The organism is Endozoicomonas montiporae CL-33 (assembly GCF_001583435.1).
GTDB lineage: Bacteria > Pseudomonadota > Gammaproteobacteria > Pseudomonadales > Endozoicomonadaceae > Endozoicomonas_A > Endozoicomonas_A montiporae.
Genome location: NZ_CP013251.1, coordinates 5,393,215 through 5,418,690, shown reverse-complemented (window position 1 = coordinate 5,418,690; position 25,476 = coordinate 5,393,215). Strand labels below are relative to the sequence as shown.

The 25,476-nt window shown below is 46.9% G+C and carries 27 protein-coding genes (1 of these 27 only partly in view); 22 read left to right on the top strand and 5 right to left on the bottom strand.

The window, feature by feature from the left end; all coding sequences use genetic code 11:
- Positions 1 to 297: 297 nt before the first annotated feature.
- Together mnmG and EZMO1_RS25110 are read left to right on the top strand one after the other, a co-directional pair.
- Positions 298 to 2,172 (top strand): tRNA uridine-5-carboxymethylaminomethyl(34) synthesis enzyme MnmG, encoded by a 1,875-nt coding sequence (gene mnmG, locus EZMO1_RS25115; protein ID WP_034879254.1) that lies wholly within the window; start codon positions 298 to 300, stop codon positions 2,170 to 2,172.
- A 364-nt stretch (positions 2,173 to 2,536) separates the two neighbouring features.
- On the top strand, positions 2,537 to 3,226 hold the full coding sequence (locus tag EZMO1_RS25110) for a class I SAM-dependent methyltransferase (RefSeq protein WP_160174115.1): 690 nt from the start codon (positions 2,537 to 2,539) through the stop codon (positions 3,224 to 3,226).
- Here the strand turns inward: EZMO1_RS25110 and EZMO1_RS25105 are convergent, their stop codons facing one another.
- Positions 3,227 to 4,369, bottom strand: a complete 1,143-nt coding sequence (locus tag EZMO1_RS25105; RefSeq protein WP_051790559.1) for a Tle-like phospholipase domain-containing protein — start codon at positions 4,367 to 4,369, stop codon at positions 3,227 to 3,229. It abuts the gene before it with no gap.
- Entirely contained in the window at positions 4,366 to 4,824 is a 459-nt protein-coding gene (locus EZMO1_RS25100; RefSeq protein WP_051790558.1) for a type III secretion system chaperone, read from the bottom strand. Before EZMO1_RS25100 ends, EZMO1_RS25105 begins: the two co-directional genes overlap by 4 nt.
- Before the next feature lie 191 nt (positions 4,825 to 5,015).
- Between EZMO1_RS25100 and EZMO1_RS25095 the strand changes: the two genes are divergently transcribed.
- The 3 genes from EZMO1_RS25095 to EZMO1_RS25085 all read left to right on the top strand — a co-directional run bounded on the left by EZMO1_RS25095 (position 5,016) and on the right by EZMO1_RS25085 (position 7,819).
- On the top strand, positions 5,016 to 5,303 hold the full coding sequence (locus tag EZMO1_RS25095) for a hypothetical protein (RefSeq protein WP_034878961.1): 288 nt from the start codon (positions 5,016 to 5,018) through the stop codon (positions 5,301 to 5,303).
- Positions 5,304 to 5,351: 48 nt separating this feature from the next.
- A complete protein-coding gene (locus tag EZMO1_RS25090; RefSeq protein WP_034873155.1) occupies positions 5,352 to 6,752 on the top strand; it encodes an IS1380 family transposase in 1,401 nt (466 codons plus the stop codon).
- 194 nt (positions 6,753 to 6,946) lie between these two features.
- Entirely contained in the window at positions 6,947 to 7,819 is an 873-nt protein-coding gene (locus EZMO1_RS25085; RefSeq protein ID WP_034878960.1) for a glycosyl hydrolase family 18 protein, read from the top strand.
- Here EZMO1_RS25085 and EZMO1_RS25080 read toward each other — a convergent pair.
- The gene (locus EZMO1_RS25080) at positions 7,779 to 9,212 is read right to left on the bottom strand and encodes a hypothetical protein (RefSeq protein ID WP_061509753.1); all 1,434 of its coding nucleotides are present in this window, start codon (positions 9,210 to 9,212) and stop codon (positions 7,779 to 7,781) included. The genes EZMO1_RS25085 and EZMO1_RS25080 overlap by 41 nt on opposite strands.
- Before the next feature lie 136 nt (positions 9,213 to 9,348).
- Here EZMO1_RS25080 and EZMO1_RS25075 point away from each other — a divergent pair, with 136 nt between their 5' ends.
- From EZMO1_RS25075 to EZMO1_RS25060, 4 genes are all read left to right on the top strand, one after another.
- Complete coding sequence (locus EZMO1_RS25075; RefSeq protein WP_034878958.1) at positions 9,349 to 9,882, top strand: glycosyl hydrolase family 18 protein; 534 nt, start codon at positions 9,349 to 9,351, stop codon at positions 9,880 to 9,882.
- A 125-nt stretch (positions 9,883 to 10,007) separates the two neighbouring features.
- Positions 10,008 to 10,646 (top strand): 16S rRNA (guanine(527)-N(7))-methyltransferase RsmG, encoded by a 639-nt coding sequence (rsmG, locus tag EZMO1_RS25070; RefSeq protein WP_034878957.1) that lies wholly within the window; start codon positions 10,008 to 10,010, stop codon positions 10,644 to 10,646.
- Between the two features lie 24 nt (positions 10,647 to 10,670).
- A complete protein-coding gene (locus EZMO1_RS25065; protein WP_034878956.1) occupies positions 10,671 to 11,468 on the top strand; it encodes a ParA family protein in 798 nt (265 codons plus the stop codon).
- Positions 11,468 to 12,376, top strand: coding sequence for a ParB/RepB/Spo0J family partition protein (locus EZMO1_RS25060; protein WP_034878955.1), 909 nt, complete (start codon positions 11,468 to 11,470; stop codon positions 12,374 to 12,376). Before EZMO1_RS25065 ends, EZMO1_RS25060 begins: the two co-directional genes overlap by 1 nt.
- A gap of 44 nt (positions 12,377 to 12,420) precedes the next feature.
- Here EZMO1_RS25060 and EZMO1_RS25055 read toward each other — a convergent pair whose 3' ends face one another.
- On the bottom strand, positions 12,421 to 13,164 hold the full coding sequence (locus EZMO1_RS25055) for a hypothetical protein (RefSeq protein ID WP_034878954.1): 744 nt from the start codon (positions 13,162 to 13,164) through the stop codon (positions 12,421 to 12,423).
- Positions 13,165 to 13,304: 140 nt separating this feature from the next.
- On the opposite strand from EZMO1_RS25055, the gene EZMO1_RS25050 reads away from it, so the two are divergent.
- From EZMO1_RS25050 to EZMO1_RS25040, 3 genes are all read left to right on the top strand, one after another.
- Entirely contained in the window at positions 13,305 to 13,655 is a 351-nt protein-coding gene (locus EZMO1_RS25050) for a 50S ribosome-binding protein YggL (RefSeq protein WP_034878952.1), read from the top strand.
- Positions 13,656 to 13,852: 197 nt separating this feature from the next.
- The gene (locus EZMO1_RS25045) at positions 13,853 to 15,814 is read left to right on the top strand and encodes a bifunctional 2',3'-cyclic-nucleotide 2'-phosphodiesterase/3'-nucleotidase (protein ID WP_034878951.1); all 1,962 of its coding nucleotides are present in this window, start codon (positions 13,853 to 13,855) and stop codon (positions 15,812 to 15,814) included.
- A gap of 100 nt (positions 15,815 to 15,914) precedes the next feature.
- Positions 15,915 to 16,427 carry a phosphatase domain-containing putative toxin gene (locus EZMO1_RS25040; RefSeq protein WP_082212320.1) on the top strand — a complete coding sequence of 171 codons (513 nt, stop codon included), beginning with the start codon at positions 15,915 to 15,917 and terminating at the stop codon, positions 16,425 to 16,427.
- Positions 16,428 to 16,639: 212 nt separating this feature from the next.
- Here EZMO1_RS25040 and EZMO1_RS27120 read toward each other — a convergent pair whose 3' ends face one another.
- On the bottom strand, positions 16,640 to 16,792 hold the full coding sequence (locus EZMO1_RS27120; protein WP_160174114.1) for a hypothetical protein: 153 nt from the start codon (positions 16,790 to 16,792) through the stop codon (positions 16,640 to 16,642).
- Positions 16,793 to 17,038: 246 nt separating this feature from the next.
- Here EZMO1_RS27120 and EZMO1_RS25035 point away from each other — a divergent pair, with 246 nt between their 5' ends.
- From EZMO1_RS25035 to EZMO1_RS24990, 10 genes are all read left to right on the top strand, one after another.
- Positions 17,039 to 17,935 carry a LysR substrate-binding domain-containing protein gene (locus tag EZMO1_RS25035; protein WP_034878949.1) on the top strand — a complete coding sequence of 299 codons (897 nt, stop codon included), beginning with the start codon at positions 17,039 to 17,041 and terminating at the stop codon, positions 17,933 to 17,935.
- Positions 17,936 to 18,402: 467 nt separating this feature from the next.
- Positions 18,403 to 18,879, top strand: coding sequence for a F0F1 ATP synthase subunit I (locus tag EZMO1_RS25030; RefSeq protein WP_201772229.1), 477 nt, complete (start codon positions 18,403 to 18,405; stop codon positions 18,877 to 18,879).
- 36 nt (positions 18,880 to 18,915) lie between these two features.
- On the top strand, positions 18,916 to 19,782 hold the full coding sequence (gene atpB, locus EZMO1_RS25025) for a F0F1 ATP synthase subunit A (protein WP_034878948.1): 867 nt from the start codon (positions 18,916 to 18,918) through the stop codon (positions 19,780 to 19,782).
- 96 nt (positions 19,783 to 19,878) lie between these two features.
- The gene (gene atpE / locus EZMO1_RS25020; protein WP_034878947.1) at positions 19,879 to 20,133 is read left to right on the top strand and encodes a F0F1 ATP synthase subunit C; all 255 of its coding nucleotides are present in this window, start codon (positions 19,879 to 19,881) and stop codon (positions 20,131 to 20,133) included.
- Positions 20,134 to 20,313: 180 nt separating this feature from the next.
- Positions 20,314 to 20,784 carry a F0F1 ATP synthase subunit B gene (locus tag EZMO1_RS25015; protein WP_034878946.1) on the top strand — a complete coding sequence of 157 codons (471 nt, stop codon included), beginning with the start codon at positions 20,314 to 20,316 and terminating at the stop codon, positions 20,782 to 20,784.
- Positions 20,785 to 20,796: 12 nt separating this feature from the next.
- Entirely contained in the window at positions 20,797 to 21,330 is a 534-nt protein-coding gene (locus EZMO1_RS25010; protein WP_034878945.1) for a F0F1 ATP synthase subunit delta, read from the top strand.
- A 98-nt stretch (positions 21,331 to 21,428) separates the two neighbouring features.
- Entirely contained in the window at positions 21,429 to 22,970 is a 1,542-nt protein-coding gene (gene atpA / locus EZMO1_RS25005) for a F0F1 ATP synthase subunit alpha (protein ID WP_034878944.1), read from the top strand.
- A gap of 55 nt (positions 22,971 to 23,025) precedes the next feature.
- Entirely contained in the window at positions 23,026 to 23,886 is an 861-nt protein-coding gene (gene atpG, locus EZMO1_RS25000) for a F0F1 ATP synthase subunit gamma (protein ID WP_034878943.1), read from the top strand.
- 55 nt (positions 23,887 to 23,941) lie between these two features.
- The gene (gene atpD, locus EZMO1_RS24995) at positions 23,942 to 25,318 is read left to right on the top strand and encodes a F0F1 ATP synthase subunit beta (RefSeq protein ID WP_034878942.1); all 1,377 of its coding nucleotides are present in this window, start codon (positions 23,942 to 23,944) and stop codon (positions 25,316 to 25,318) included.
- A gap of 71 nt (positions 25,319 to 25,389) precedes the next feature.
- A protein-coding gene (locus EZMO1_RS24990) for a F0F1 ATP synthase subunit epsilon (RefSeq protein ID WP_034878941.1) crosses the window boundary here: on the top strand, positions 25,390 to 25,476 show its 5' portion. The gene runs 339 nt beyond the window's last position; 87 of the gene's 426 nt are visible here — the first part of the coding sequence; it begins with the start codon at positions 25,390 to 25,392; its stop codon lies beyond the right edge, outside the window.

The following is a 25,476-nucleotide window of genomic DNA, read 5'->3' as shown; positions in this document are numbered from 1 at the left end:
TTAGTTATCCACAAAAATTACCCACACCATTAATAATAAAAATAACAATACATCAATAGAGATTTTGGAATGATTGTTTTTTGGACATTTCGCTCAGGCTTTCTTTCGCTGGTAAACGGTCACAGATTTCTTCGGGCTTTACGACTGAAAGCCGTTAATGCTTGTGAGTAAGCTAGCGCCGGCGCTTCTTTCCAATGTAATCCGTCGGCGGAAGCATGTTGTTGAAAAGTGGCTGATGTATACTTAGCCATTTTTTCCAGTTTCCAGACTAACGAAGCAGGTGACCTGACCTTGGCAGTGGACTTTCCAACTCGGTTTGATGTGATTGTTATCGGTGGCGGCCATGCCGGTACCGAGGCAGCACTCGCTTCAGCACGTATGGGTGTTAAAACCCTGCTGCTGACCCACAACATCGAAACTCTGGGCATGATGTCCTGTAACCCCGCTATTGGCGGTATTGGCAAAAGCCACCTGGTAAAGGAGGTGGATGCGCTGGGCGGTGCCATGGGACTGGCGACAGATCTGGGCGGTATTCAGTTTCGTGTTCTGAATGCTCGCAAGGGACCTGCTGTGCGTGCTACCCGTGCTCAGGCAGACCGGGCTCTGTACAAGCAGGCGATTCGTACGATTCTGGAGAATCAGGAAAACCTGTGGATATTTCAGCAACAGGCAGATGACCTGGTAATGAATCAGGATAAAGTGGCCGGTGTTGTAACGAACATGGGTGTACGCTTTCTGGCAGATAATGTGGTTCTGACAGCAGGTACTTTCCTGGGAGGGCGCATCCATATTGGTCTTGAGAATCACAGCGGTGGCCGTGCGGGTGATCCTCCTTCGATCGCTCTGGCTGATCGTTTGCGTGAGCTGAACCTGCGGGTTGAGCGACTGAAAACCGGTACACCGGCACGCATCGACGCCCGCAGTGTGGATTTCTCGGTAATGCAGGAGCAACCGGGTGATACTCCAACGCCGGTGATGTCTTACATGGGCTCTGTTGAGCAGCATCCACAGCAGGTGTCCTGTTTTATTACCCATACCAATGAACGGACACACGACCTGATTCGTGGCGGTCTGGACCGCTCTCCAATGTTTACTGGTGTGATCGAAGGGGTTGGACCTCGTTACTGCCCTTCTATTGAAGACAAGATTACCCGCTTTGCTGACAAGAATTCTCATCAGGTATTTCTGGAACCGGAAGGGTTATCCACACATGAACTTTATCCAAATGGCATCTCTACCAGTCTGCCGTTTGATGTTCAGATAGAGTTTATCCGCTCGATTCGTGGTCTGGAAAATGCACACATTACCCGTCCGGGCTATGCCATTGAATACGATTATTTTGACCCGCGTGATCTGAAATACTCTCTGGAAACCAAAGCGATTCCCGGTTTGTTCTTTGCTGGTCAGATCAATGGTACAACGGGGTACGAAGAAGCCGCCGCACAGGGTTTGCTGGCAGGAATGAACGCGGCTTTGCGCGCCAGAGACAAAGAGAGCTGGTGCCCACGCCGTGATGAAGCCTACATTGGTGTGCTGGTTGATGACCTGATTACCAACGGCACCAGTGAGCCGTACCGTATGTTTACCAGCCGTGCGGAATACCGTCTGATTCTTCGTGAAGACAATGCCGATTTGCGCCTGACAGAAAAGGGACGTGAGATGGGTCTTGTGGATGATGAGCGCTGGGCATCCTATGTGGATAAAAAAGAACGTATCGAAAACGAGAGTGAGCGTTTACGTACTACCTACATCCAGCCTAAAAGCGAAGCTTCAGGAAAAATTGAAGATAAACTGTCTAACCCGTTAACCCGTGAATACAACCTGCAGGAGCTGTTACGTCGTCCTGAGCTGACCTATAACGATGTTGCTGATCTGTCGGGAGAGTCTGAAAGTAATCCACAGGTAAGAGAACAGGTTGAGATAGCGACTAAGTACGAAGGCTATATTAACCGTCAGACGGAAGAGATTGAGCGGTTGCGTCGTTATGAAAACACAGCTATTCCTGCTGACTTTGATTACAGTGGCATTGAAGGTTTGTCCAACGAGATTCGACAGAAGCTGAACGACCACAAGCCAGACACTCTCGGGCGTGCTTCGCGAATTCAGGGTATGACGCCAGCAGCTGTATCACTGCTTTTGATTCACCTGAAAAAGCGCTCGGTAATTGGCTGAACGTTTAATTGGGTAACGACTGTAAGTCATAAAAATCATAAAAAGCCCTTGGTAACTCTGGTTCCCAAGGGCTTTCTTTTATAAGTAAAGAAAATACTTTACCCGTTTTATATAAGCTAGAATTACGTTTTTATGTATTAAAGCTTATTTGTAGATCTCTCCCAATTAGTTATCTGTTATTTAACGGTTAATAGGCATGCTTGAGAAAGATGTTGAGCAGCATTACGGTGGTTGCTCCTCCGATCTGGAAGAAAAAATCCTTGGTACTTTACGGCAAAAAGGCAAAGACATTCACAACCTGAAGTTGGCCGATTTGTCAGATCTGGACGAATTGCATTTGTTGAAACAGGAAGCGACTGGTGAAATGGCTTCGCTGCTGAATTTACGTCCGGAAACCAGAGTGCTCGATGCGGGTTCTGGTTTGGGAGGTCCTTCAAGGTTTATTGCCTCGGAATACGGTTGTTACGTTACAGGGATCGACCTGACGGGAGAATTCTGTGAAGTTGCCAGATCTTTTGCCCGACGTTTTGGGCTTCAGGACAAGCTTAGCTATCTGCAAGGCACTGTATTAGACCTTCCATTTGAAGCAAATAGTTACGACGTGGTCTGGACACAGCATGCCTCTATGAATATCAGGGAAAAAGTGCTGTTTTTTTCCGAGCTGGCCCGCGTCCTTAAGCCGGGAGGATTTCTGGCCTGTTTTGATATCATTGCTGGCTCTGGAGAACCTGTCGTTTACCCGGTTTCCTGGGCGGAAAGTGAAAAAATCAGCTTTCTTGCCAGTCAGGAGGATCAACTGCAGGCTATTAGCCAGTCAGGATTTGAAATTTTATCCTGTGATGACAGAAGTCAGAAGGCGTTAGCATGGTTGGAAGCGGTTTTAGAAAAACAACTTAATGAAGAAGAGACTGCTTCCCTGACTTATAAGCTTTTGTTGGGCGAGAGAATGAATACGATGATGTCTAATCAGATAAAAAACTTTCAAACAGGCCGCACAAAAGTTGTTCAGATTATTGCAAGAAAACCGGATGAAGAGATGTCATTTATAGAGTAATCATTCACCGGCAAAGTTTCGGATATGGCGATTAAATTGGTCATGGCGATCCAGCTCTTTTATGCCTTTTCCTTTACCGTCTGCCGGAAGCTCTGTCACTTTGCCTATATGTCCAAGTTTGCTACCGGTTGCTTTGATTAAACGCTCGTCACTCATTTTTGGTACAGGGTCGCCTTCTATGTAGTAATGGTGAACATGGGATGCAGCATTGGCTCTTTTTTCCTCAGGTATTGATTCTCTCATCTCTTTTCCAAACTCTGCACTGGAAAAGCAAATCGCATTAACAGGCTTTTTTTGGGTCAGAGCTGCATAGGCTGCTTCTCCCCCCCCTTTTGAGTGACCGGATACAGTGAAAGAATAATCTTTATACTTCGGATCCTTTGCCATCAAATCCATCACTTGTCGGGTTAATTCGCTGGCTTGCTTGTAGCTATCAGGCGTTTTGCCGAGAGCAGCATTTTTACCGTTGGCTATCCATTGTTTAAGCGTAAACCCTCCGTTTAGTATTGATCGTTTAGCCAATCCTCCTGCTTCCTTTCCTGAGGTAGTTCCTCCAAAAACCAATCTGACTTCAGGAGTTGGTTTTGCTGTCGGATTGTGAAGAATATAGGCCGTTAAGCCAGATTTTTTATCGTAAATGAAGCCTTTTGCCCCTTTTGTTGAAAGTCCCGTTGCTTTGCCAGCAGCTAATGCAAGAGGCCGTGCAGTATCCCATTCACCAAAGCCTGGATTTTCTGCAACTTCTTTATCAACGCTTGAGAGACTCTCCGGGAGTTTGGAGGTGTTAGTGATTTTTTCAAGAGATTGGTGATAGGGAAATGCAGCAATTTCTGCGTCAATAGCCAATTGGATCTTTTGCCCTGCATCTGTGGGGGGAGAAGCCTCAATACTGTATGCTTTAGCTTTTTTTGAAACGAGCTCGGGGGTTATCTCTGCAGGCTTGCTACGCAAGGACTGAAAGTGACCTTTAATTTTCCCTGGAGCCCCTTTAACTCCGCTTTTGCACTTTAGTAATAGAGCTTTCAGTCCGGGGTTTGAAGCAGTTAAGGATGGTGACTTTTTATTACCATCATCAACTACTTTATTATCGGTTTTAAATTCAGAAATAAGTGGTTTAGAAGAATTGATTCCGCCTGTACTCATACCTGTAATCCTTCAAAAGGAGACAGGGGAGGCGAGATTTCCAGTTCTTCTTCTGTAAGTTGTTGTCTTAGCTCTTCTGTGAGTTGGATATAGTTGAAAAGAAGGTTTTCAAACTGGCCTTCGCTAAGACTGTAAATTGGAGAGCTGCTCATCAGGTGAATGCCGAAGCCTTCACCGTCTATGGCAAACCAGGCTCCACGCAGTTTTTCCGGGCTATTGTTGAGGTTTAATAGTTGAAGAGCCCTGCCATAACGCACTTCCGGCTCAGAAGGTAAGCGTGAGACCATAGAATGAAATAGCAGGAGGTCACTGCCTTCGGGCAATTCAATAATTGCTGCTACTTCATCGGTTTCATTAATTAGCGTGCATGCGTTATTACTAATAGGGAATTCATGTCCACTTATATCGCTTAGGTGCTTAATAAGCTGTTCAAATCGTTCTTGAGAATCTGTCATATGTATGAAATCAATTGAGTATTTCGAGACATATCGACTTTTTTAACGAATGATTTAGAGAGTAAAAGGTGTAGTTAGGAAGCAACGAACCAGTTCTGAGAACATGAAAAATAATTGGCTTATCTGGACAAAGTGACGATTACAAAGGTGAAACTAATTTTTTAATTGAGTGTAGAAAGGACTTTGTACCAATGAATACATTAAAATCAGTGGTTTCTTGTTTTGTTGCTATTAGTTTGTTGTTTGCATCAGGCTCTGTTTTATCAAACCCCTGGGAAACGGGCACCGGACTAACAAAAGAAAAGATAAACAGCGCCAAAAAACAGTTCAACACTTATCAGACCAATAAAAACCTTCCGGAAGTTTCAGCTTATTTATCGAACTGGACACACTACAGTCAGGGGCTGGTGCCATCTATTGATACACTAGCCCGAATATTTCATAAAAGGAGGCAAGTTCCGCCCAATCACTTGATATAATTGGGTCGACCAAAAGAAAGCTTCGGAAGAAGCAAACCGGAACTTGCCATGCCCAAATCTACACAAGAACAGCTTCGTTTTCATCCCTCAAATGGAAAAACCATCCGGGCAGACTTCAATGGTGGGGAGTTATCTTCTGACTTTGGCACTCTGCTGCTACGGGAAACCATTCTGCAGAGCGGTCTTATCTGCAAAATGACTGATGCCATCAATGACAGACGCCATCAATCCTATATCGACCACTCCCTGAAAGAACTTCTGGTTCAGCGGGTTCTGCAAATGGCCTGCGGCTATGAAGATGCCAACGACAGTAACCGTTTGCGTAAAGACCCTATGTTCAAACTGGCCACTGGTCGCAATCCGTTGGACAGCGATAACCATCTCGCATCAGCGCCCACTTTTACCCGGCTGGGACAATCTATGACCCGCTCCGACATTTACAGGATGGCTGAAGCATTTGTGCATCACTTTATCAGCAGTTACAAGCTGCCACCTCCGGTGATCGTTATCGATCTTGATCATACACCGGCCATTACTCATGGTGGCCAGCAGATGAACCTGTTTAATGCCAAATATCAGGACTACTGCTACTTGCCCCTGATGATTTTTGAGGGACTCAGCGGCAAGCTGATTACGGCGATTCTTCGTCCGGGGAAAACCCCAACGGGCAAGGAAAATGCAGCCATTCTCGAACGGGTCATTCGGCTGCTTCGGAAAAAGTGGCCGAAAACCCATCTACTGGTTCGGGGAGACAGCCACTTCGCTCAACCGGAGTTAATGTGGGTGGTTCAGAATGCCCCTCATTCGGATTATGTCCTGGGCAAAGGTGCAGGCCACAAAACGGCTTTGCGGCCAAAAGCCAAAGAGTTGTTGGATGAAGCGCGTCAAGCTCTGAAGGTCAAGACTGAGCTGGCAAGACTGAACAACATGCCAGAACCTGATCGGCTCAGACTTTACGGGGAAGCAGAATACCAGGCCAAGAGCTGGAAAGGTCTCGATACCCGGATAATTTACAAGGCGGAGGTCAACCAAAAAGGCGACAACCCTCGTTTCATTGTGACGTCGATGAAGGAAGCTTCTCCAGAGGTAATTTATGAAGAGCTTTACTGTCCAAGAGGACAGGATGAGAACTTCATCAAACATCTGAAAAGTGATCTGTCCGGCGACAGATTGTCCGATCAGGGCTTTTTGGCTAACCATTTGAGAATGTTTTATGCCTGTGCCGCTTATGTTTTGCACTATGAGTTAAGAACCAAGACTTTGAAAGGTACGGAGCTGGAAAAAGCGCAGCCATCAACGGTGATCATGAAGCTCTGTAAAGTTGCAGTCAAAGTGGTTGAATATAAAGACCGAATTAAACTTCATCTGCCGCGTAGCTGCCCATTCAAGAGGCTTTTGCAGCATGTGACAGAAGTCTTTTACCAGATGCCGATACTTCGACCGGGGTAGCAACTTTCATAAGACTCAATCAAGGTACATAGCAACCAGATGAAAGAGCCTTGGGGCTTTCCGTTATCCTGAAATAGCAGGATTCGTTGATTAGCGTCTAATCTGTAAGCAAGTATGGGCTGCAATGTCTTTCACATGGTTAACAGAGCAACAGGCTTGCGGAAAAGTCCAAAATTAAGAGGATGGGATGGTAGTTGCTGCTTGTTTATGAAATATCCGGGCTAGCTGCCTACGATAAAGTGATCCTCTCTTTTTTTGGGGCTTGTGGCACTCAGGTTGGCGACCCTTCCATTACGGCTTCTATAAAGAAAATTGAAGAAAACTGTATTGAGCATGGAGGTGATAAATTTCAAATCATGTCAACCGACCTTTATGCCGACTTTCAAAAAGCCTTTCCGGCGGCTGGCGTTAACGGCGTGTGGGATGCCAGTTGGAAGTCGCTGAACTATGGTGGTTTGATGGGAGTTTTGAAGAAACTGACTGAGACAACGGACACTGAAGTAGGGGTAAGTATTTTTGGCTGGTCACTCTCGAACATTGTATCCGATGCTGTAAAACCGGAGAACCGGCAAGTTTTAGTGACCAGTCTGGTTCGATTTATTAATGCCTATCCTTTTATCACCCAGATTGATATCGACTGGGAGTATCCAGGGGTTCGGGGAGCAGCCAATAATGTATTTGATCCTCAAAATGATGCGGGTAATTATGCGGCTTTCATTAAGTTATTGCGTCAGGAATTGAATAATAATGGCCGGAATAGCGTGAAACTGGCTATCGCGGCAGGCGCTCCAAAAAACATAATTGATGCGGCCAATCTGAAGAGTCTTGTAGACTCAGGTGTGGATACGATTCACTTGATGACCTATGACTTTTTTGGGGAAATATGGTCTGAAAGTCTGGGTCATCATACTAATCTGAAGCGGAATGAAAACAGTACTCTGTCTGCGGATGATTCCATTCAATATATGATAAAAACGCTGGGAATAGATACAAAACATATGGGTGAAAGTCTCATATTGACTGGTACTATAATTCCAAGTCACCTTTCTGCATGGGGAATGGGATGACATTGTCCATACCCACTTCCGTGACCTTGGCGCAGTAGGTCACCGCCAGTAACTTCCAGCCATTGTCGAACATGCCACTCTGAATTAATGACCTTGCTGTCAAAATACCTTGGCCTCCGGGATGCCGCCACCTCATTCCAGAACACTTCATTCGCTGCGTTACCAAGGTTTTACAAGTAGCCTCAATAACCCCTGAGCCTATTGGCAAGTTGTGCGACAAGTGTTCAGCATAGTTCATGCGGGTTCGATTACTTCTGAAGTACTCCAGCTCTGTTTTCAACTTCGATCGACGAGGGTGTCGTTTATGCTGGTAAGCCAGAGCTTTGATGACTTTTTCAACACCTTCGGGCTCCTCTTTGAGGATGTGGCGATAGGTGATGAACTTTTCTCTGGATTTGTTGCTGTTTTCACCATAGGACAGGTCAAACGCTTTCTTCAGGTGCTCTGCGGCATGATAGAAGTCTACAACCTCGTGACCTTCAGGGAGTTCATTGGCAAGGTAGGTCCAGTTGTCTTTTGCCCCATCAGCGACTTTAACAAGCGTCAGATCTGGCCTCTGTCGAAGAGCTTCGCTCAGGAGTGCGGAGAGTGATTGTTTCAAAGTCACTTTCTTGCTTTCAGGCATTCGACTCATCCTGACCGTTGAGCGTTCACCCTGTGCATCGTAAAACGACAATGTTCCACAACTGGCCTCCTGACAGCCAGCAGGGCCACGGGTTCGCTTGCCATCGACTCTATTCTGTTCCCGCTTTTCCTGACGTTTACCATCTTTCATCGGCAACATGACGCCATCAAGAGAAGCGGCCGCAGTCACAGCTTCTTCAGGAACCTTGACGCTTTCCCAGAGAAAGTCTTCAAAGGCTTCCCTATTGGGTTCCCACTGCGCATTGAACTTTTTGGGTAGTCTGGCCAGAGAGCTTTCCGAGGGCGTCATGTTCCCTATCAGATCAAGTAGGCTTTTAGCCTCTCCGGGAGGCATTTGCGCAACCATCCAGACAGCTTGTTTAGCTGCTTTTGGTGTCCAATACCCCTCTACAATACCTGCCTGTAGCTCCAAAGGGATGATAGAGTGATCCTTACCGTTACGATAGAGCGTACGCAAAACCCGGACAGGGCCGACAGCGGATTGATAAGTTTCTGAAGATCGCAACACCCGATGGTAACAGACACCGCTTACCTCAATCGCAGGAACGTCAATATCAAGCCCGGTCAGGTCTTCTGCCAGAACGCTTTGCTCTGCTTCGATAAAGAGTTTATGGATCTCACCTTCATAGTCTTCAAAGTGCTTGATTGGGCTGTGTTCCTGACGAAGAACGGCCAGTTTTTGCTCAAGCTGTTGGATAGCATGACAAGAAAAATTGGCGGCTTCAGCTAGTGGCTGACATACTTGCATCGGGGCGGCCTTTCACTGTTGCGGTATCTTTTACAGTAACGATCATAGCGGTGTTTGGCCGTTCCTATGTAAGTCCAGAGAAAATTTGTAGCTGCTGTATAAACCACGGACGGCAAGCCCAGAAAAAATGGTCAGTATGAGACTTTCACCCAAACATATTCAGCTGGGCTATGCCAACTACAGCCGAAATGCTGCCAACGTCAAAATAGAAAGCTATAGCCCTCTTAAAGGTTCATACACTCACCGTCAGAACCTGATGGGAACTTTTGAATCTGCGGTTACTGCTATTAATGATGTGTTCAGCAATTACCTGTTGCCAGCAGCCTCAGGATTAACAGCGACCAATGGTTATCGGCTTTATACCGATCAGCAGGCCAATGCGGATTATCTGTTTAATCCAACCAATGGCATCTTCATGTCGCTGGATACCCCGCGAACCGTTTTTGCCAAAGCGCAATATGTCCGCAAACATAAACTGGGTGGCATTTTTACCTGGATGGCGGATCAGGATGAAGGGCTGATGCTTAACGCTGCCCGAGAGGGACTGGGGTATCAGGCCCAGACGAAAAAAATAGAAATGGATAAAATTATTAATACCTGCGGGAGTAATATCAGTCAGCAGGAGACCTGCCGGAAACTGACTCATCTGACTTCTGAACAAGCACCCTGACCAGTGGATTTCGAGCGCCGGGAGGGGAACCTCCTGCACTCGGTTTGTATGGGTAGAGGCTGCGTTCGACGCTTTAACAGAATTACAATAAACTAACCTATTGATTTTTTCCGGGTTAGTTTGAAATGTCCCTACGTGAAAGTATCTGCCGTGGTGCAAATACACTGTCTGTGTCGTTAACCGAAGAACAGGCTGATTTGCTGACCCGATATGTCGAGTTGCTGGCCAAGTGGAACAAAGCCTACAACCTGACCGCTGTGCGTGATATTAACGAGATGGTGTCCCGCCATATTCTCGACAGTTTGAGTATTGCTCCCTATATGACCGGCGATCACCTGCTGGATGTCGGCTCCGGCCCGGGTCTGCCGGGAATGATCATGGCGATCATGTACCCTGAAAAGCAATTCACTTTGCTGGACAGTAATGGTAAAAAAACCAGATTCATGACTCAGGCGAAAATGGAGCTTGGCCTGAAAAATGTTCAGGTTGAAAACACCCGCTGTGAATCCTTTCAGGCCAGGCAACCCTTTGATGTTATTATGTCACGAGCCTTCAGCTCTTTGCTGGATATGGTCGAAGGAACACATCACCTTTTGAGTCCGGAAGGTACCTTTCTGGCCATGAAAGGCTTGTATCCCGAAGAAGAATTACAGGATCTGTATACAGCCCGATCTGATGTAAAAGAGACCGAAAGTCATATTTTGTCGGTTCCGGGTTGTGAGGCACAGCGTCATCTCGTTATGCTGAAACAGATAAAGAACTAATAGAACGAACGGTAACATAAGGCAGTGGGAAAAATACTCGCAGTAACCAATCAGAAAGGCGGCGTCGGTAAAACAACGTCCTGCGTGAACCTGTCCGCTTCTCTGGTCGCCACCAAACGCAGGGTGTTGCTGATTGATCTGGATCCTCAGGGCAACGCGACCATGGGAAGTGGCGTGAACAAGCATGATCTGGAGTTATCTTCGTATCATGTGCTGACCGGACGCAGTGCCATTGACGATGTCATTGTTCACAGTGACGAAGCCGGTTACGACATTCTTCCCACCAATTCTGACCTGACTGCTGCCGAAGTGGAACTGATGAACCTTAAAGGGAAGGAAATCCGCCTGCGGGATGCTCTCAAACAGGTTCAGGGTCGCTACGACTTCATTATGATCGATTGCCCGCCGTCGTTAAATATGCTGACACTGAATGCACTGGTGGCAGCTGAAGGCGTGATCATTCCCATGCAGTGTGAGTACTACGCTCTGGAAGGATTAACGGCTTTGATGGAAACCATTACCGGTATTCGTCAGACGCTTAATCCCGGGTTGCATATAGAAGGTCTGTTGCGAACCATGTACGACCCTCGTATTGGTTTGACCAATGAGGTGTCCCGCCAGTTGATCAGTCATTTTGGTGATCAGGTTTACCGCACGGTCATTCCCAGGAATGTCCGGCTGGCTGAAGCGCCCAGCCATGGTAAACCAGTGCTGGCTTACGATAAAAACTCCCGTGGTGCTATTGCCTATCTAGCTTTGGCTGGAGAAATGATCCGCAGGCACGACATTAAGTTCAAGACTCAAAGGGAAGCTGTGAGCTAATGGCTAAAAAACGTCTCGGCACCAATCTGAACGCACTGCTGGGTGGTGCGAATTTATCGACTTCAGTGTCTGGCGATCTCGCCATGCCTGAAGCCTCCATGACCGACCTTGTTGAAGGATCTTCTGATAGGGAGATGAAGGATCTTCCGGTTGAGTTTGTTGTTCGTGGCAAATACCAACCCCGCCGCGATATGCATCCGGATGCTCTGGAAGAGCTGGCGGAAAGCATCAAGGCACAAGGGATTATGCAGCCTATCGTAGTGCGCCCGCTGGCTGAAAACCGTTATGAAATCATTGCCGGTGAACGACGCTGGCGTGCTGCCCAGATTGCTGGATTAGGTGAAGTGCCGGTGCTGATTCGTGATGTGCCGGATGATGCTGCTATTGCCATGGCTTTGATCGAAAATATTCAGCGTGAAGATCTTAATCCCATTGAAGAAGCCATTGCTCTTTCCCGTCTGCAAAAAGAGTTTGAACTGACCCAGCAGGAAGTAGCGGAAGCGGTCGGCAAATCCAGGGCTGCAGTTGCCAACACATTGCGTCTGATGTCTTTGGGTGACGAGGTAAAGAAGCTGCTGGAGAACGGTGACCTGGAAATGGGGCACGCCCGGGCAATGCTGCCTTTGCCTGAACCAGAGCAGCTGGATGCGGCCCGTTCAGTGGTGGCAAAAGAGTTGTCTGTTCGTCAGACTGAAGCGCTGGTCCGTCGTATTCAGCAGGAAAAAGAGCAGGGTAAAAAAGGCAAAGAGAAGAAAATTGACCCTGATATTAAACGTCTTGAGGATGACCTGACCGATCGCATTGGTGCCAAAGTGGCTATTCAGCACAATGCCAAGGGTAAGGGAAAACTGGTGATTTCTTATAATAGCCTTGATGAACTGGATGGTGTGTTAGCCCATATTCAATAAAATGCGTCATGCCGTTACTTTATGTGATTTCTCAAAAGTAACGGTTATTCGATTGTGCTTAAAGCTTTAAAAGCCGCTTCTGAATCAGTCACTTGTCGTGCTGACTGGGCTCTATTCGGATCGGTTTCATCCATTATACGCTTTTCAAGTCTCGAGGCTGTTAATGGATGAAATTTTCTAAATAGATCCATGTAAAGTGGGCCGGCGTGGACTAAGTAAGTTTGAGCTTTATCACTTAAGCCATACCTCATTACCTCTCCGTCACTATTTCTTCCATTCTGCAAAAAAGTTAATGCACGGAGTCCGCGGTAAATTTCTCCACCGGGCTTCGTACTTAAATGTATTTTGCATTTCTTTATGAATGACATTGATTTAGTAAGATCAAGCATTATGGATCTAGCCCTGTCTGCATAGTCATCTGCGGCTATGGCTCCATGATTTTCGAGTTTCATCATTTTATCAATCTGATCATAAAGCTTGGCCAGACTATCTACAGCTTCTTCAGGTTGGCCTGACATCCAGTGAGTCAGCATCGCATCGTATAATTTACACGCTTGCTTTCTTTCCTCTTTAACCGCTGGAGATTCTGATTTTGCAGTCTTGCGCGTACCGATAGACTTGGATTTCGACGGATTGCCTTCAGTACTGGCTTTTCTGGAGATTTGCGGGCTAACTTCATCCTTATTTTTAACTTTGAACCCGAACTTCAAAGCAATTTTGTGCTTTATATAGGCAAAGTTTATATGTTTCTTAAAATACGCCCTGACACTTTCACGAGTAACTTTCATCGCTATCCCTGACTTATTATTACTGTTGTTAACAATAGGTTAGCCTATGGCTTCCTGCCTTTTGGTTCTATTTTGCCAAGACGGGATATCTGTCGTATCTTCTAGTGCATCTTTAAATCATGCGATTAAGGTTGTACCCAATGATTAAGACTGATGCTAAAAAGCGAAGCAAACGACTGCGTAAGAAGTTGTACGTTGATGAGTTCAAGGTGATGGGCTTTGAAGTGGATCTGACCTTCGTCGATTCCACCACAGAAGAGTCCATGGATGCCTTTTTCGACGATTTTCTGACGAATGTGATTGATGCCAACCAATTGGTATTTGGTGGCGGCGGTACGAAAGAAGGCTTTTCAGGCTTTGTTGTACCTGCCAAGCGCTATGCTTCTTCCTCAGAGGATCATCGTAAACTGCTTGACGGCTGGTTTGATCAGCAAAAACTGGTGGTCAACCACTCTGTTGGCGATTTGATTGACGCCAATTTTGAACTCTGAATCAGCACCGGCTTTGGAATCCTCTGAAGCCGGGCTATTTGTTCTGGTCATAAGCACAGCTCCTTAAAGTCTTGAAATCTAAAGGGAATGAGTTTTTAGATGATTAAGTTTTAACCTAGTGTATTCTGTTTACCTTCCCCCCTGATTCTCCTTACACTTTTGCGCCTTTGTATTTCAGTCACTTATGCAGGTTCTATATGTTGTTCCTTCGGACAGTGGTTACACCGGTATTGTCAGGCTGGATTCTCAGTGGTGCTCTCTATGCAGCCACCATTGAGTTGAGGGTTATGGAAACCACAGATATTCATGCCAATGTTATGGATTTTGATTATTACAGGGGGCAGCCATCGGAAGAAATAGGTTTGGCGAGAGTGGCAACACTGATCCGGCAGGCGCAGAAAGAGGTGAAAAACAGTGTACTTGTCGATAATGGCGATTTGATTCAGGGGTCGCCAATGGGCGACTACATGGCTGACCGGGGATTAAAAAAAGGTGATGTTCACCCGGTTTATAAAGCGATGAACCTGCTGACCTACGATGTTGGCAATATCGGCAATCATGAATTCAACTATGGTCTGGAGTACCTGAAGCTGGCCGTGGCGGGAGCTAACTTCCCTTATGTCAGTGCCAATGTTCTGTCTGCAAAAACCAAACGCCATTTGTTCAACCCCTATGTTATTCAGGACAAGGTGTTTGTGGATACCAAAGGAAAAAAACAGGCAGTAAGAGTGGGCTACATCGGGTTTGTTCCCCCGCAGATCATGCAATGGGACAGGAAGCACCTTGAAGGCAAGGTGATTGCCAAGGATATTTTGCAGACCGCCAAGAAGCTGGTGCCGGAGATGAAAGAAGAAGGGGCTGATGTGATTATTGCCATCCCTCACTCCGGCATCAGTACCGATCCTTACAAAGCAATGGCTGAAAACTCGGTCTATTACCTCTCTCAGGTCGAAGGTATTGATGCCATTATGTTTGGCCACTCCCATGGTGTTTTTCCCGGACCGGCCTATAAGGGCATCAAAGGTGTCGATATTGATGAAGGCACAATAAACGGTGTGGCAGCCGTAATGCCCGGGCGCTGGGGAGATCACCTGGGGATTGTTGATTTAACATTGAACAACAGCAGCGGTGAATGGGAAGTCACTTCTGCTCGCTCGCAAGCTCGTCCGGTTTATGATCGCAGAAACAACAAAGCCCTGGTTGAAGCGGACCCTGAAATCGTCAAAGCCGTAAAAATTGAACATAAAGGCACTAAAAAATTTGTTAACCAGCCTATCGGCAAGGCAACAGACGTGATGTATAGCTATCTGGCACTGGTTCAGGATGACCCTACTATCCAGATTGTTAATGATGCCCAGATTGATTATGTCAAAGAGTTCATTGAAGGAGATCCGGATCTTGAAGGTTTGCCCGTTCTATCAGCTGCTGCTCCTTTCAAGGTGGGTGGACGCAAAGATGACCCGAATGGCTTTACTGAAGTGGAGGCCGGCACTCTGACCTTTAGTAATGCCGCCGATCTTTATCTTTACCCAAACACGCTGGTTGCCTTGAAGATTAATGGTAAAGAACTCAAGGACTGGCTGGAAATGTCAGCCGGACAGTTTAACCAGATAGATCCGAACACCACCAAACAACAGCACCTGATCAATTGGGATGGTTTCAGAACCTACAACTTTGATGTTATTGAAGGTGTTGATTACCAGATCGATGTGACACAACCTGCCAAATTCGATGGCGATGGCCGGTTAATTCACCCTGACGCCAATAGAATTGTAGACCTGACATTCGAAGGGAAGCCCGTCAGGGACGATCAGGAGTTTGTCATCGCAACCAATAACTACAGGGCATACGGCGGAGGAAACTTTGCCGGCACAGGGGATGATCACATTGCCTTTGCCTCACCGGATGAAAACAGACAAGTGTTGTCTAACTATATTGCCAAAGAGACTGAAGAAACCGGCTCTGTAGAACCTACTGCTACCAACAACTGGAAGCTGGCACCGATCAAGACGGATGTCGATCTGGATGTTGTGGTTGAAACCTCTCCAAGTAAGAAAGCCGCTGGTTTCATCAAAGAGCATGCAGTGTACAAGATGAAGCAGGTGGGCAAGGATGATGCGGGCTTCGCTTTGTATCGAATTGACTTGAGAGAACATTAATCATCCGACAAATGTCGTTATTTTATAGCTATTTAATAGCGGCATTTTTTTCCTGAACCACATAAAATCCTGCACTTTCACAATAACCTGTAGAGAGAACATGATGAGTTCATCACACCCAATCTGGTCTGTTCCGGTCAATGACTCTGATGGCCGTATTGGCTTAACGCCCTGTCCAGGCACTAAAGATGAGACTCTGGCAGATTCGCTGACAACATTGCGAGAGTGGGGAGCTCGTGCAATTTTAACCCTGATGCCGATAGAAGACCTTCATGAAAGTGACGTTGCTGATTTACCGGTAGAGGTCGAGAAAGCGGGGATGCTGTGGTTCCATTTACCGATTGTGGACGATGAAGGCCCGCAGGCACCGTTTTTTTCTGCATGGGAAAAAGTCGGAAAGGATGTCCATCAGCTATTGAACAGCGGGCAGTCCATAGCCATTCATTGTAAAGGTGGCTCGGGAAGAACGGGTTTGATGGCAGGGCAAATTATGTTGGAGCGTGGCATGCCATTGAAAGAGGTGATCGAACTTATTCAGGCTCAGCGACCCAATGCTTTTACTGTTGCAGAACAACAGGAATATATTCGAACAATTGCAGAAAGCCAGAAATAAAAACTAATTCATTAAAAAAAGCCGCAATTAATTGCGGCTGAATCTTCTGCGGTAACGTTTAAATCCGAAAGCCTTAAAGCTGTCGGGGTTTACAGCCTGTATTAGCAGGGTGCAAAGCTCGATAGCCTTTTTACGGATGATTGTTACGGTCTGCTTTAACTGTCAGAATGCTACGTACTGCATAGGCTTGAGACATGAAACGCCTGAAGCTGTCATTTAAGGTGTTTGTCCGCTTCGCGGAAAAACAGAGACATGTGATTCCAGCAGGTTGCATTACGCTGACGTCTTCTTAAATGAAGAATTTGTTCAAACACCGGTGTTTGTTTCTTTAGTTCTACCCAGGATTTAATGGAAGTATGTTTCATGCTCTTTCCTCAACAACAAAGACAAAAAGGAAAACTGTCTTGGCAACTTGTGGGCGCAGTATAGGAATTAAGTTCGGGTCTGAATAATCAATAAAAAAACAGGGTGCTATAAGTGATCTTTATCCCTGTTGTGAGCCATGCAAACCGGCTTTATTTTTATGTTCAGGGGATGCAGTGATTGTGTTGGTGCATGTATCAGCTAGCCGTCCCTGTACAAGAAATGATTGATAATGGTGGAGAGAATGTATGCATATTACCCTGCGACAGCTGGAAATATTTAAAGCCGTTGCACAGTGCGGACGAGTAACAGCAGCGGCTGAACAGCTGTTTATTTCTCAGCCTGCGGCCAGCATGGCTTTGTCAGAGTTAGAGAAACACCTGGGGCCGCTCTTTGACCGGCATCAGGGCGCATCCATGAATCTAAACGACGCTGGTCGGGCTTTATTGCCTATGGCCTGCGAGTTGGTCGATCGTGCAAAAGAGATAGAACAGCAGTTTGTTGAAGGCGGGTGTTATGAGCAGGGCGTTCTTAAAATCAGTGCCAGCTCTACAGTGGGAAACAACCTGATGCCAAAAATTCTTGGCGACTTCATCAAGGAGTTTCCTAAAATCCGTACCGAGCTGATGATTGATAACACACGCAACATTGTTAGCAGTCTGGTGGAGATGGACATTGATATGGCGGTGGTTGAAGGCACCTGTCTGCACCCGGACATTGATGTACATACCTGGCGAGAAGATGAGTTAGTGATTATTGCACATCCGGATCATCCTCTGACCAGAAAAGACAGTGTTGAACTCAACGACCTCAAGGATGAGAACTGGATTCTGAGAGAATCGGGATCAGGTACTCGCGAGTTGTTTGATGAAGTGATAGCCGCACAATTGGTTAACCCTAAAATATTCATGAGCCTTAATCGTTCAGAAGCGATCAAACAGGCTGTTGCAGATGGTCTGGGGATTGGTTGCATTTCCAGACTGGCGGTCTGGCGTGCGGTTAATGGTGGTCTTTTGTCGATCATTAACGTCAGGGATCTTTCGCTCAAGCGTTACTTTTATCTTTTGCTCAATCGAAATAAATACCGTAGCGGTGTTGTTCAGAAAACGGTCGATTTTATTCTTTCCTCTAAAGAGAGTCTGTAATCACTCATTTTTTTAGCTCGTATTGGTGATCAGAAAGCAGATATTGGCTCAAGCACAGCTGAGCAGTAAAGAGGTATCTGGCACGAATGTTTAAAGGGGCTGCAGGGGAAGTGGTTGCTTTTTTATCAGTTCGAGAAAGGTTGTTAAATAATCAGGTCTGGCTACTGGCTGTACTATTTTCTGAGAAAACGATGCTTCCTCTCGCAAAATAATAGTTAATTACTGCCAATCTGGCAGTTGAATGTAGGTACTTTTACACATTATACTGCTCGCCGCTGAGGGAGAGAAAAATGGCTAAAAATTCAGTGTGATGTAACAAAAAATAGACAAAAAATGTTGCATCTGAGTAATAACTGAACTCCCTTAAGGTGATTCGGACTTTTGGTTAGGGCGAAAACCTGACTTTAAGTTGCAGCTAACTCCTGTATTAACCGGTAATCAAATAACAAGCAGTACCGGTTTCCGAATTGTGCAAATGCAGTGAAGGTCAGACTTCCCGCATTAACAGTCCATGGGCGATGAACTCTATGTCTGAAGTCAGGGCGTGGAAATACAGTAACAAAGACCGCTATCCGCACTTGCATCGTCCTGCGGTTTATCGGGTTGTGCTTGCCCAGTTGTTGACTACATTGTGCTTGTCCCTGTTTTTATTGCCGCTGGGAACTATCCATGTCATTTCCGCTTTTATGGGTGGATTGGCGTGCACAGTTCCTAATGCTTACTTGGTCTGGAAGGCCTTTCGTTACAGGGGTGCAAGTGCTGCACAAAAAATAGCCAGATCTTTTTACCAGGGGGAGGCAGGCAAGTTTGCATTAACCATGCTGGCTTTTGTCTTGATTTTTACCCTGGTTAAGCCGGTTGAGCCTTTGTCGCTATTTGGTGCGTTTGTACTGGTTCAATCGATTAACTGGTTTACACCTTTGCTGGTCGGTCGTCGTCAGTAAAGAACGATTAGCTTTTGATGGTTAACGGGGAACTTCATGGCAGCAACTGCTTCTGAATATATTCAGCACCATTTGCAGAATCTGACCTTTGGCCAACTGCCTGCCGGATTCGAGCGGGCTGACGGCACTATTTTGGCTGATCCTGTGTGGACTATTGCTCACAGCGCCTACGAAGCCAAGGCTATGGGGTTCTGGGCGTTTCATCTGGACAGTTTGTTCTGGTCGGTGTTCCTGGGCGGCATTTTTGTTTTCCTGTTCAGAAGGATTGCGAAAAGTGCCACAACAGGTACTCCCAGTGGCTTACAGAATGTCGTAGAAACCATCATCGAATTTATAGACGGCAGTGTTAAAGATACCTTTCATGGCAAAAGTAACCTGATAGCACCGCTGGCCCTGACCATCTTTGTCTGGGTGTTCTTTATGAATCTAATGGATCTGGTGCCTGTGGACTGGATTCCGGGGATTGCTACTCTACTTGGCATTCCTTATATGAAGATCGTGCCCTCTACCGATCCGAACATCACGCTTGGGCTGTCGCTCACAGTCTTTGCCATGATTATCTTCTACTCCATCAAAATGAAAGGGATAGGCGGTTTTATTGCCGAACTGACACTTCATCCTTTTAACAGCCCGAATAAAGCAGTTCAGGTATTGCTGATTCCAATTAACTTCCTGCTGGAATTTGTCACCCTGATTGCAAAACCCGTTTCTCTGGCGTTGCGACTGTTCGGCAACATGTATGCTGGCGAGCTGATCTTCATCCTGATCGCAATGATTGGTTACTTCCAGTTGCCACTGCATTTCGGTTGGGCGGTGTTCCATATTCTGGTGGTTACGCTGCAGGCATTCATCTTCATGATGCTGACAGTGGTCTACCTGAGTATGGCCCATGAAGATCATTAGGAGCTTCACGGCTGTATTGTGTTGCTTTGTTTATAAACCATAAAACGAACTTTTAACTCTAGAAGTAATACTAAACGACGAATGTCGGGAGGAAATATGGACTTGGTAGTAGGTCTGACCGCAGTTGCAGTTGCTCTGTTGATTGGCTTTGGTGCTCTGGGAACCGCTATCGGCTTCGGTATTCTTGGCGGTAAATTCCTGGAAGGTGCTGCCCGCCAGCCAGAAATGGTGCCCATGCTACAGGTGAAAATGTTCATCGTAGCGGGTCTGCTTGACGCCGTAACCATGATTGGTGTGGGTATTGCACTGTTCTTCACCTTTGCTAATCCGTTTGTGGCGCTCGTTCAATAATCAGCAGTACCTGGCAGTTGCAGTGAGCTGATTCAATGGCCCGGCTTATAAGGTTTAAGCAGTACCGCCGGCTTACTGGGAGCCAAACAGCTTGAGGAGGAATATCACTTCAGGCTGATAAGAAAAACAGTGCGGGTTGGTTTGAAACACTTTTGAAACAACTGGAGCACAGGAGTTTGCATGAATATAAATGCGACCATTATTGGTCAGTCGATTGCGTTTGCGGTGTTTGTCTGGTTCTGCATGAAGTATGTGTGGCCCCCCATTATGCAGATCCTGAACACCCGGAAAAAAGAAATTGCTGATGGATTAGCTGCCGCCGCCCGGGGCTCTGAAGAATTGGAAGTTGCTCAGCAGAAAGTGACTGAACAGCTTCAGGAAGCACGTGAACAGGCTCAGGAAATCATTGATCTTGCTAACAAACGAGCAGGTCAGATTGTTGATGAAGCTAAAGAACAGGCCAGAGAAGAAGCTGAAAGAGTCAAAGCGGCTGCTCAGGCTGATATTGAACAGGAACTTAACCGGGCTCGTGAAGCTTTGCGTGCTCAGGTAGCCGTTTTGGCCGTTGCTGGTGCTGAACGGATTCTTGGCGAAAATCTGGATGAGTCCGCCAATAGCCGTCTGGTTGACGATCTGGTTGCGGAATTATAAAGAGGGTTACCCATGGAATTGACCACATGTGCCCGTCCCTACGCTAAAGCTGCATTCAAGCTGGCCAAAGAACTGGGTCAGCTGGATGAGTGGTCCCAGATGCTGACACTGTGTGCCAGTGTCTCGCGGCGTGAGGCCGTTGACCGGATATTGAAAGATCCATCAACAAACGGTGACATGAAGGCAGGGGCCTTTATCCAGTTGTGTGAAGGCAGCCTTACGGTTGAAGTCGAAAATTACATCAAGATTCTTACTAATAAAAAACGTATTTCTCTGTTACCGCACATTGATGCGCTGTTTGAACAGATGAAATCACAAGATCAGAGTTATCAGGATGTAGTCGTGACTTCAGCGTTCCCTCTGACGGAGTCTCAGGAAGAGAAGATCGCCAAGAAAGTTGAAGAGCGTCTGGGCCGTAGTGTTCGGATGCACACAAAAATAGACAGCGAACTGGTAGGCGGGGTGATCGTAAAAGCTGGCGATCTGGTGATCGATGGCAGTGTTCGTGCCCGCCTGACCAAGTTGGCTGATGCAATGATTTCATAGTTATTTTTTAGCTATTTCAATGGCTACTCAGTCTTTGGTTAACGGTCTGGAGCTGAAAAATAGCTGGTTTTAATAGCTACAAATTTGGCAGGTAAGCTATGCAACTGAATCCTTCCGAGGTCAGTGACATCATCAAAAGCCGCATTGCGCAACTTGATGTGTCCAGTGAAGCACAAAACGAAGGTACCATTGTCAGTGTGACCGACGGTATCGTTCGTATCCATGGTCTGGCCGACGTCATGTACGGGGAAATGATCAAATTCTCTGGTGGCGTATACGGCATGGCTCTTAACCTGGAGCAGGACTCTGTAGGTGCTGTTGTATTAGGCGACTACGGTCATCTGGCGGAAGGCCAGAGTGTTCAGTGTACGGGTCGAATTCTCGAAGTTCCGGTGGGTAAAGAGCTACTGGGTCGTGTGGTGGATGCACTGGGTAATCCGGTTGATGGCAAAGGGCCTCTGGAAGCCTCGGCAAGCTCACCTATCGAAAAAGTCGCGCCGGGTGTAATTGCCCGCCAATCAGTGGATGAGCCGGTTCAAACCGGTTATAAATCGGTTGACTCGATGGTGCCTATTGGTAGGGGCCAGCGTGAGCTTGTGATCGGTGACCGTCAGACCGGTAAAACCGCTCTGGCTGTTGATGCGATTATTAACCAGAAAGGTACAGGCATTAAGTGCGTTTACGTTGCTATTGGTCAGAAGCAGTCCACCATCGCCAACGTTGTACGCAAGCTTGAAGAGCACGGCGCAATGGAACACACAATTGTTGTTGCTGCCGGTGCGGCTGATCCTGCTGCCATGCAGTTTCTTGCCCCCTTTGGTGGTTGCTCCATGGGTGAGTACTTCCGTGACCGTGGTGAAGATGCCCTGATTGTTTATGATGATCTGACCAAGCAGGCTTGGGCATATCGTCAGATATCTCTGTTGTTGCGTCGTCCTCCTGGTCGTGAAGCTTATCCCGGTGACGTCTTCTATCTTCACTCTCGTTTGCTGGAACGGGCAGCTCGAGTGAATGCCGACTATGTAGAAAAGATTACTGGCGGCGAAGTTAAAGGTCAGACTGGTTCATTAACCGCTCTACCTATCATTGAAACTCAGGCAGGTGACGTTTCTGCTTTTGTTCCCACCAACGTTATTTCCATTACCGATGGTCAGATCTTCCTTGAAACCGATCTGTTTAACGCAGGTATTCGTCCGGCGATGAATGCGGGTGTGTCGGTTTCCCGGGTAGGTGGTGCTGCTCAGACCAAAATCATCAAAAAGCTTGGCGGTGGTATTCGTCTGGCACTGGCTCAGTATCGCGAGCTTCAGGCATTTGCCCAGTTTGCATCCGATCTTGATGAAGCTACCCGTAAGCAGCTTGAACACGGTCAGCGTGTTACCGAACTGATGAAGCAGAAGCAGTATGAGCCTCTGTCAGTGGCGGAAATGGGGCTTGTTATTTATGCGGCAGAACACGGCTATCTGGAAGATGTTTCCCTGAACAAGATTGGGGACTTTGAAGCAGCCCTGCTCAGTTTTGCCAAAGCTGAATGCAGTGAGTTGATCGCCAGAGTCAATGAGACTGGTGATTACAACGACGAAATTCAGGCAGGTATCAAGGAAGCCATTGAAAAGTTCAAGGCCACCCAGACTTGGTAAACATCTGTGTATCAAAGCCAGCTTCCGGTTTCGGTGGCTGGCTTGAGGACTGAAAATGGCAGGCGCAAAAGAGATTAGGACGCAGATATCGTCCATTAAAAGTACGCAGAAGATCACCAGCGCCATGGAAATGGTGGCAGCGAGCAAAATGCGTAAAGCTCAGGATCGGCGTGAAACCAGTCGTCCTTATGCTGAACGCATCCGTCAGGTTGTCGGACATGTTGCTCATGCTAATGCCGAGTACAAGCACACTTATATGTTTGAGCGGGAAGTGAAACGGGTTGGTTTTATTATCGTTTCTACGGATCGTGGTTTGTGTGGTGGTCTTAACATCAATCTGTTTAAGAAAGCTGTCTCTGAAATGGTTGGCTGGAAAGACAAAGGTGTTGAGATTGATCTTTGTCTGATAGGCAGCAAAGCAGTCTCATTCTTTCGTAGCTACGGTGGTAACGTCGTTGCCGCCATGACTCATATTGGTGATGCCCCGAATATTGCGGATCTCATTGGCGGTGTGAAGGTCATGCTCGACAGCTATGAAGAAGGCAAGATTGATCGGTTGTACGTGGTGCACAGTGAATTTGTGAACACCATGACACAAAAGCCGACGTCATTGCAGTTGCTGCCTCTGGTTGCAGATGACGATGATTCGCTGAATAAGCCTTGGGACTATATCTATGAGCCAGATGCTAAGGATTTGCTGGATGGTTTGTTGGTGCGTTATATCGAGTCTCAGGTGTTTCAGGCGGTAGTAGAGAATAATGCCTGTGAGCAGGCGGCACGAATGGTTGCCATGAAGAGTGCAACAGATAACGCCGGAAACCTGATTGATGATTTGCAGCTGGTTTATAACAAGGCTCGTCAGGCAGCGATCACACAGGAATTGTCAGAAATCGTAAGCGGCGCCGCGGCCGTTTAAAGCACTGCAGCTTGCAGTGCACGGCTGTAAAAAAGAAAAAGGTAGAGGGTAGGTTATGAGTAGCGGTCGTATCGTACAAATAATCGGCGCCGTCATTGACGTCGAATTTCCAAGGGAAAGTGTTCCCAAAGTGTATGATGCCTTGACAGTAGACGACAAAAGTCTTGTTCTGGAAGTTCAGCAACAATTGGGTGATGGCGTGGTTCGTTCCATTGCCATGGGTTCAACTGAAGGGGTTTCCCGTGGGCTGGCTGTAAATAACACCGGAGCGCCTATTCAGGTACCTGTTGGTAAGGAAACTCTGGGGCGTATCATGGACGTTCTGGGTGATCCGATCGATGAAAAAGGTCCGATTGGCGAGCAGGAGCGTGCATCGATTCATCGCAAAGCTCCGAACTATGCTGATCAGTCTGCGTCTAATGAATTGCTGGAAACAGGTATCAAAGTTATCGACCTGGTCTGCCCATTCGCCAAGGGTGGTAAAGTCGGCCTGTTTGGCGGTGCGGGTGTTGGTAAAACCGTTAACATGATGGAGCTGATCCGGAACATTGCGATTGAGCATTCCGGCTTCTCAGTCTTTGCCGGTGTTGGTGAGCGTACCCGTGAAGGTAATGACTTCTATCATGAAATGACCGACTCCAATGTAATCGATAAGGTATCGCTGGTTTACGGTCAGATGAATGAGCCGCCGGGTAACCGTCTGCGTGTTGCTTTGACCGGTCTTACCATGGCGGAAAAATTCCGTGATGAAGGTCGTGATGTATTGCTGTTCATCGACAACATCTATCGCTACACATTGGCGGGTACAGAAGTATCTGCACTGCTGGGACGTATGCCTTCAGCGGTAGGTTATCAGCCTACACTGGCTGAAGAGATGGGTGTACTTCAGGAACGTATTACGTCTACTAAAACGGGTTCCATCACTTCGATTCAGGCGGTGTATGTACCGGCAGATGACTTGACTGACCCATCACCTGCAACCACATTCTCCCACCTTGACGCCACGGTGGTACTGAGTCGTGATATCGCATCCAAAGGTATTTATCCTGCGATTGATCCACTGGACTCCACTTCCCGCCAGCTTGATCCATTGGTTATTGGTCAGGAACATTATGAAGTGGCTCGTGGTGTACAAACCGTTCTACAGCGTTATAAGGAACTGAAGGACATTATCGCGATTCTGGGTATGGATGAACTGTCTGAAGAAGACAAACTGACCGTTGCTCGTGCGCGTAAGATTGAACGCTTCTTGTCCCAGCCTTTCTTCGTTGCGGAAGTATTCACCGGTTCACCCGGTAAATATGTATCTCTGAAAGACACGATCAGAGCTTTCAAAGGGATACTCGACGGTGAATACGACAACCTGCCTGAACAAGCGTTCTATATGGTCGGTTCTATTGAAGAAGCGGTTGAGAAAGCCAAGTCCATGTAAAGCCCGGATTTATCTTCCTTCTTCTATCTATATAGAAGAAGGAAGATAAACATTAAGAGAGGTAACAAAATATGGCGAGCACAGTTCACTGTGACATCGTTAGTGCCGAGGAGGAGATTTTCTCCGGGCAGGTTGAGATGGTTGTTGCCACGGGTTCT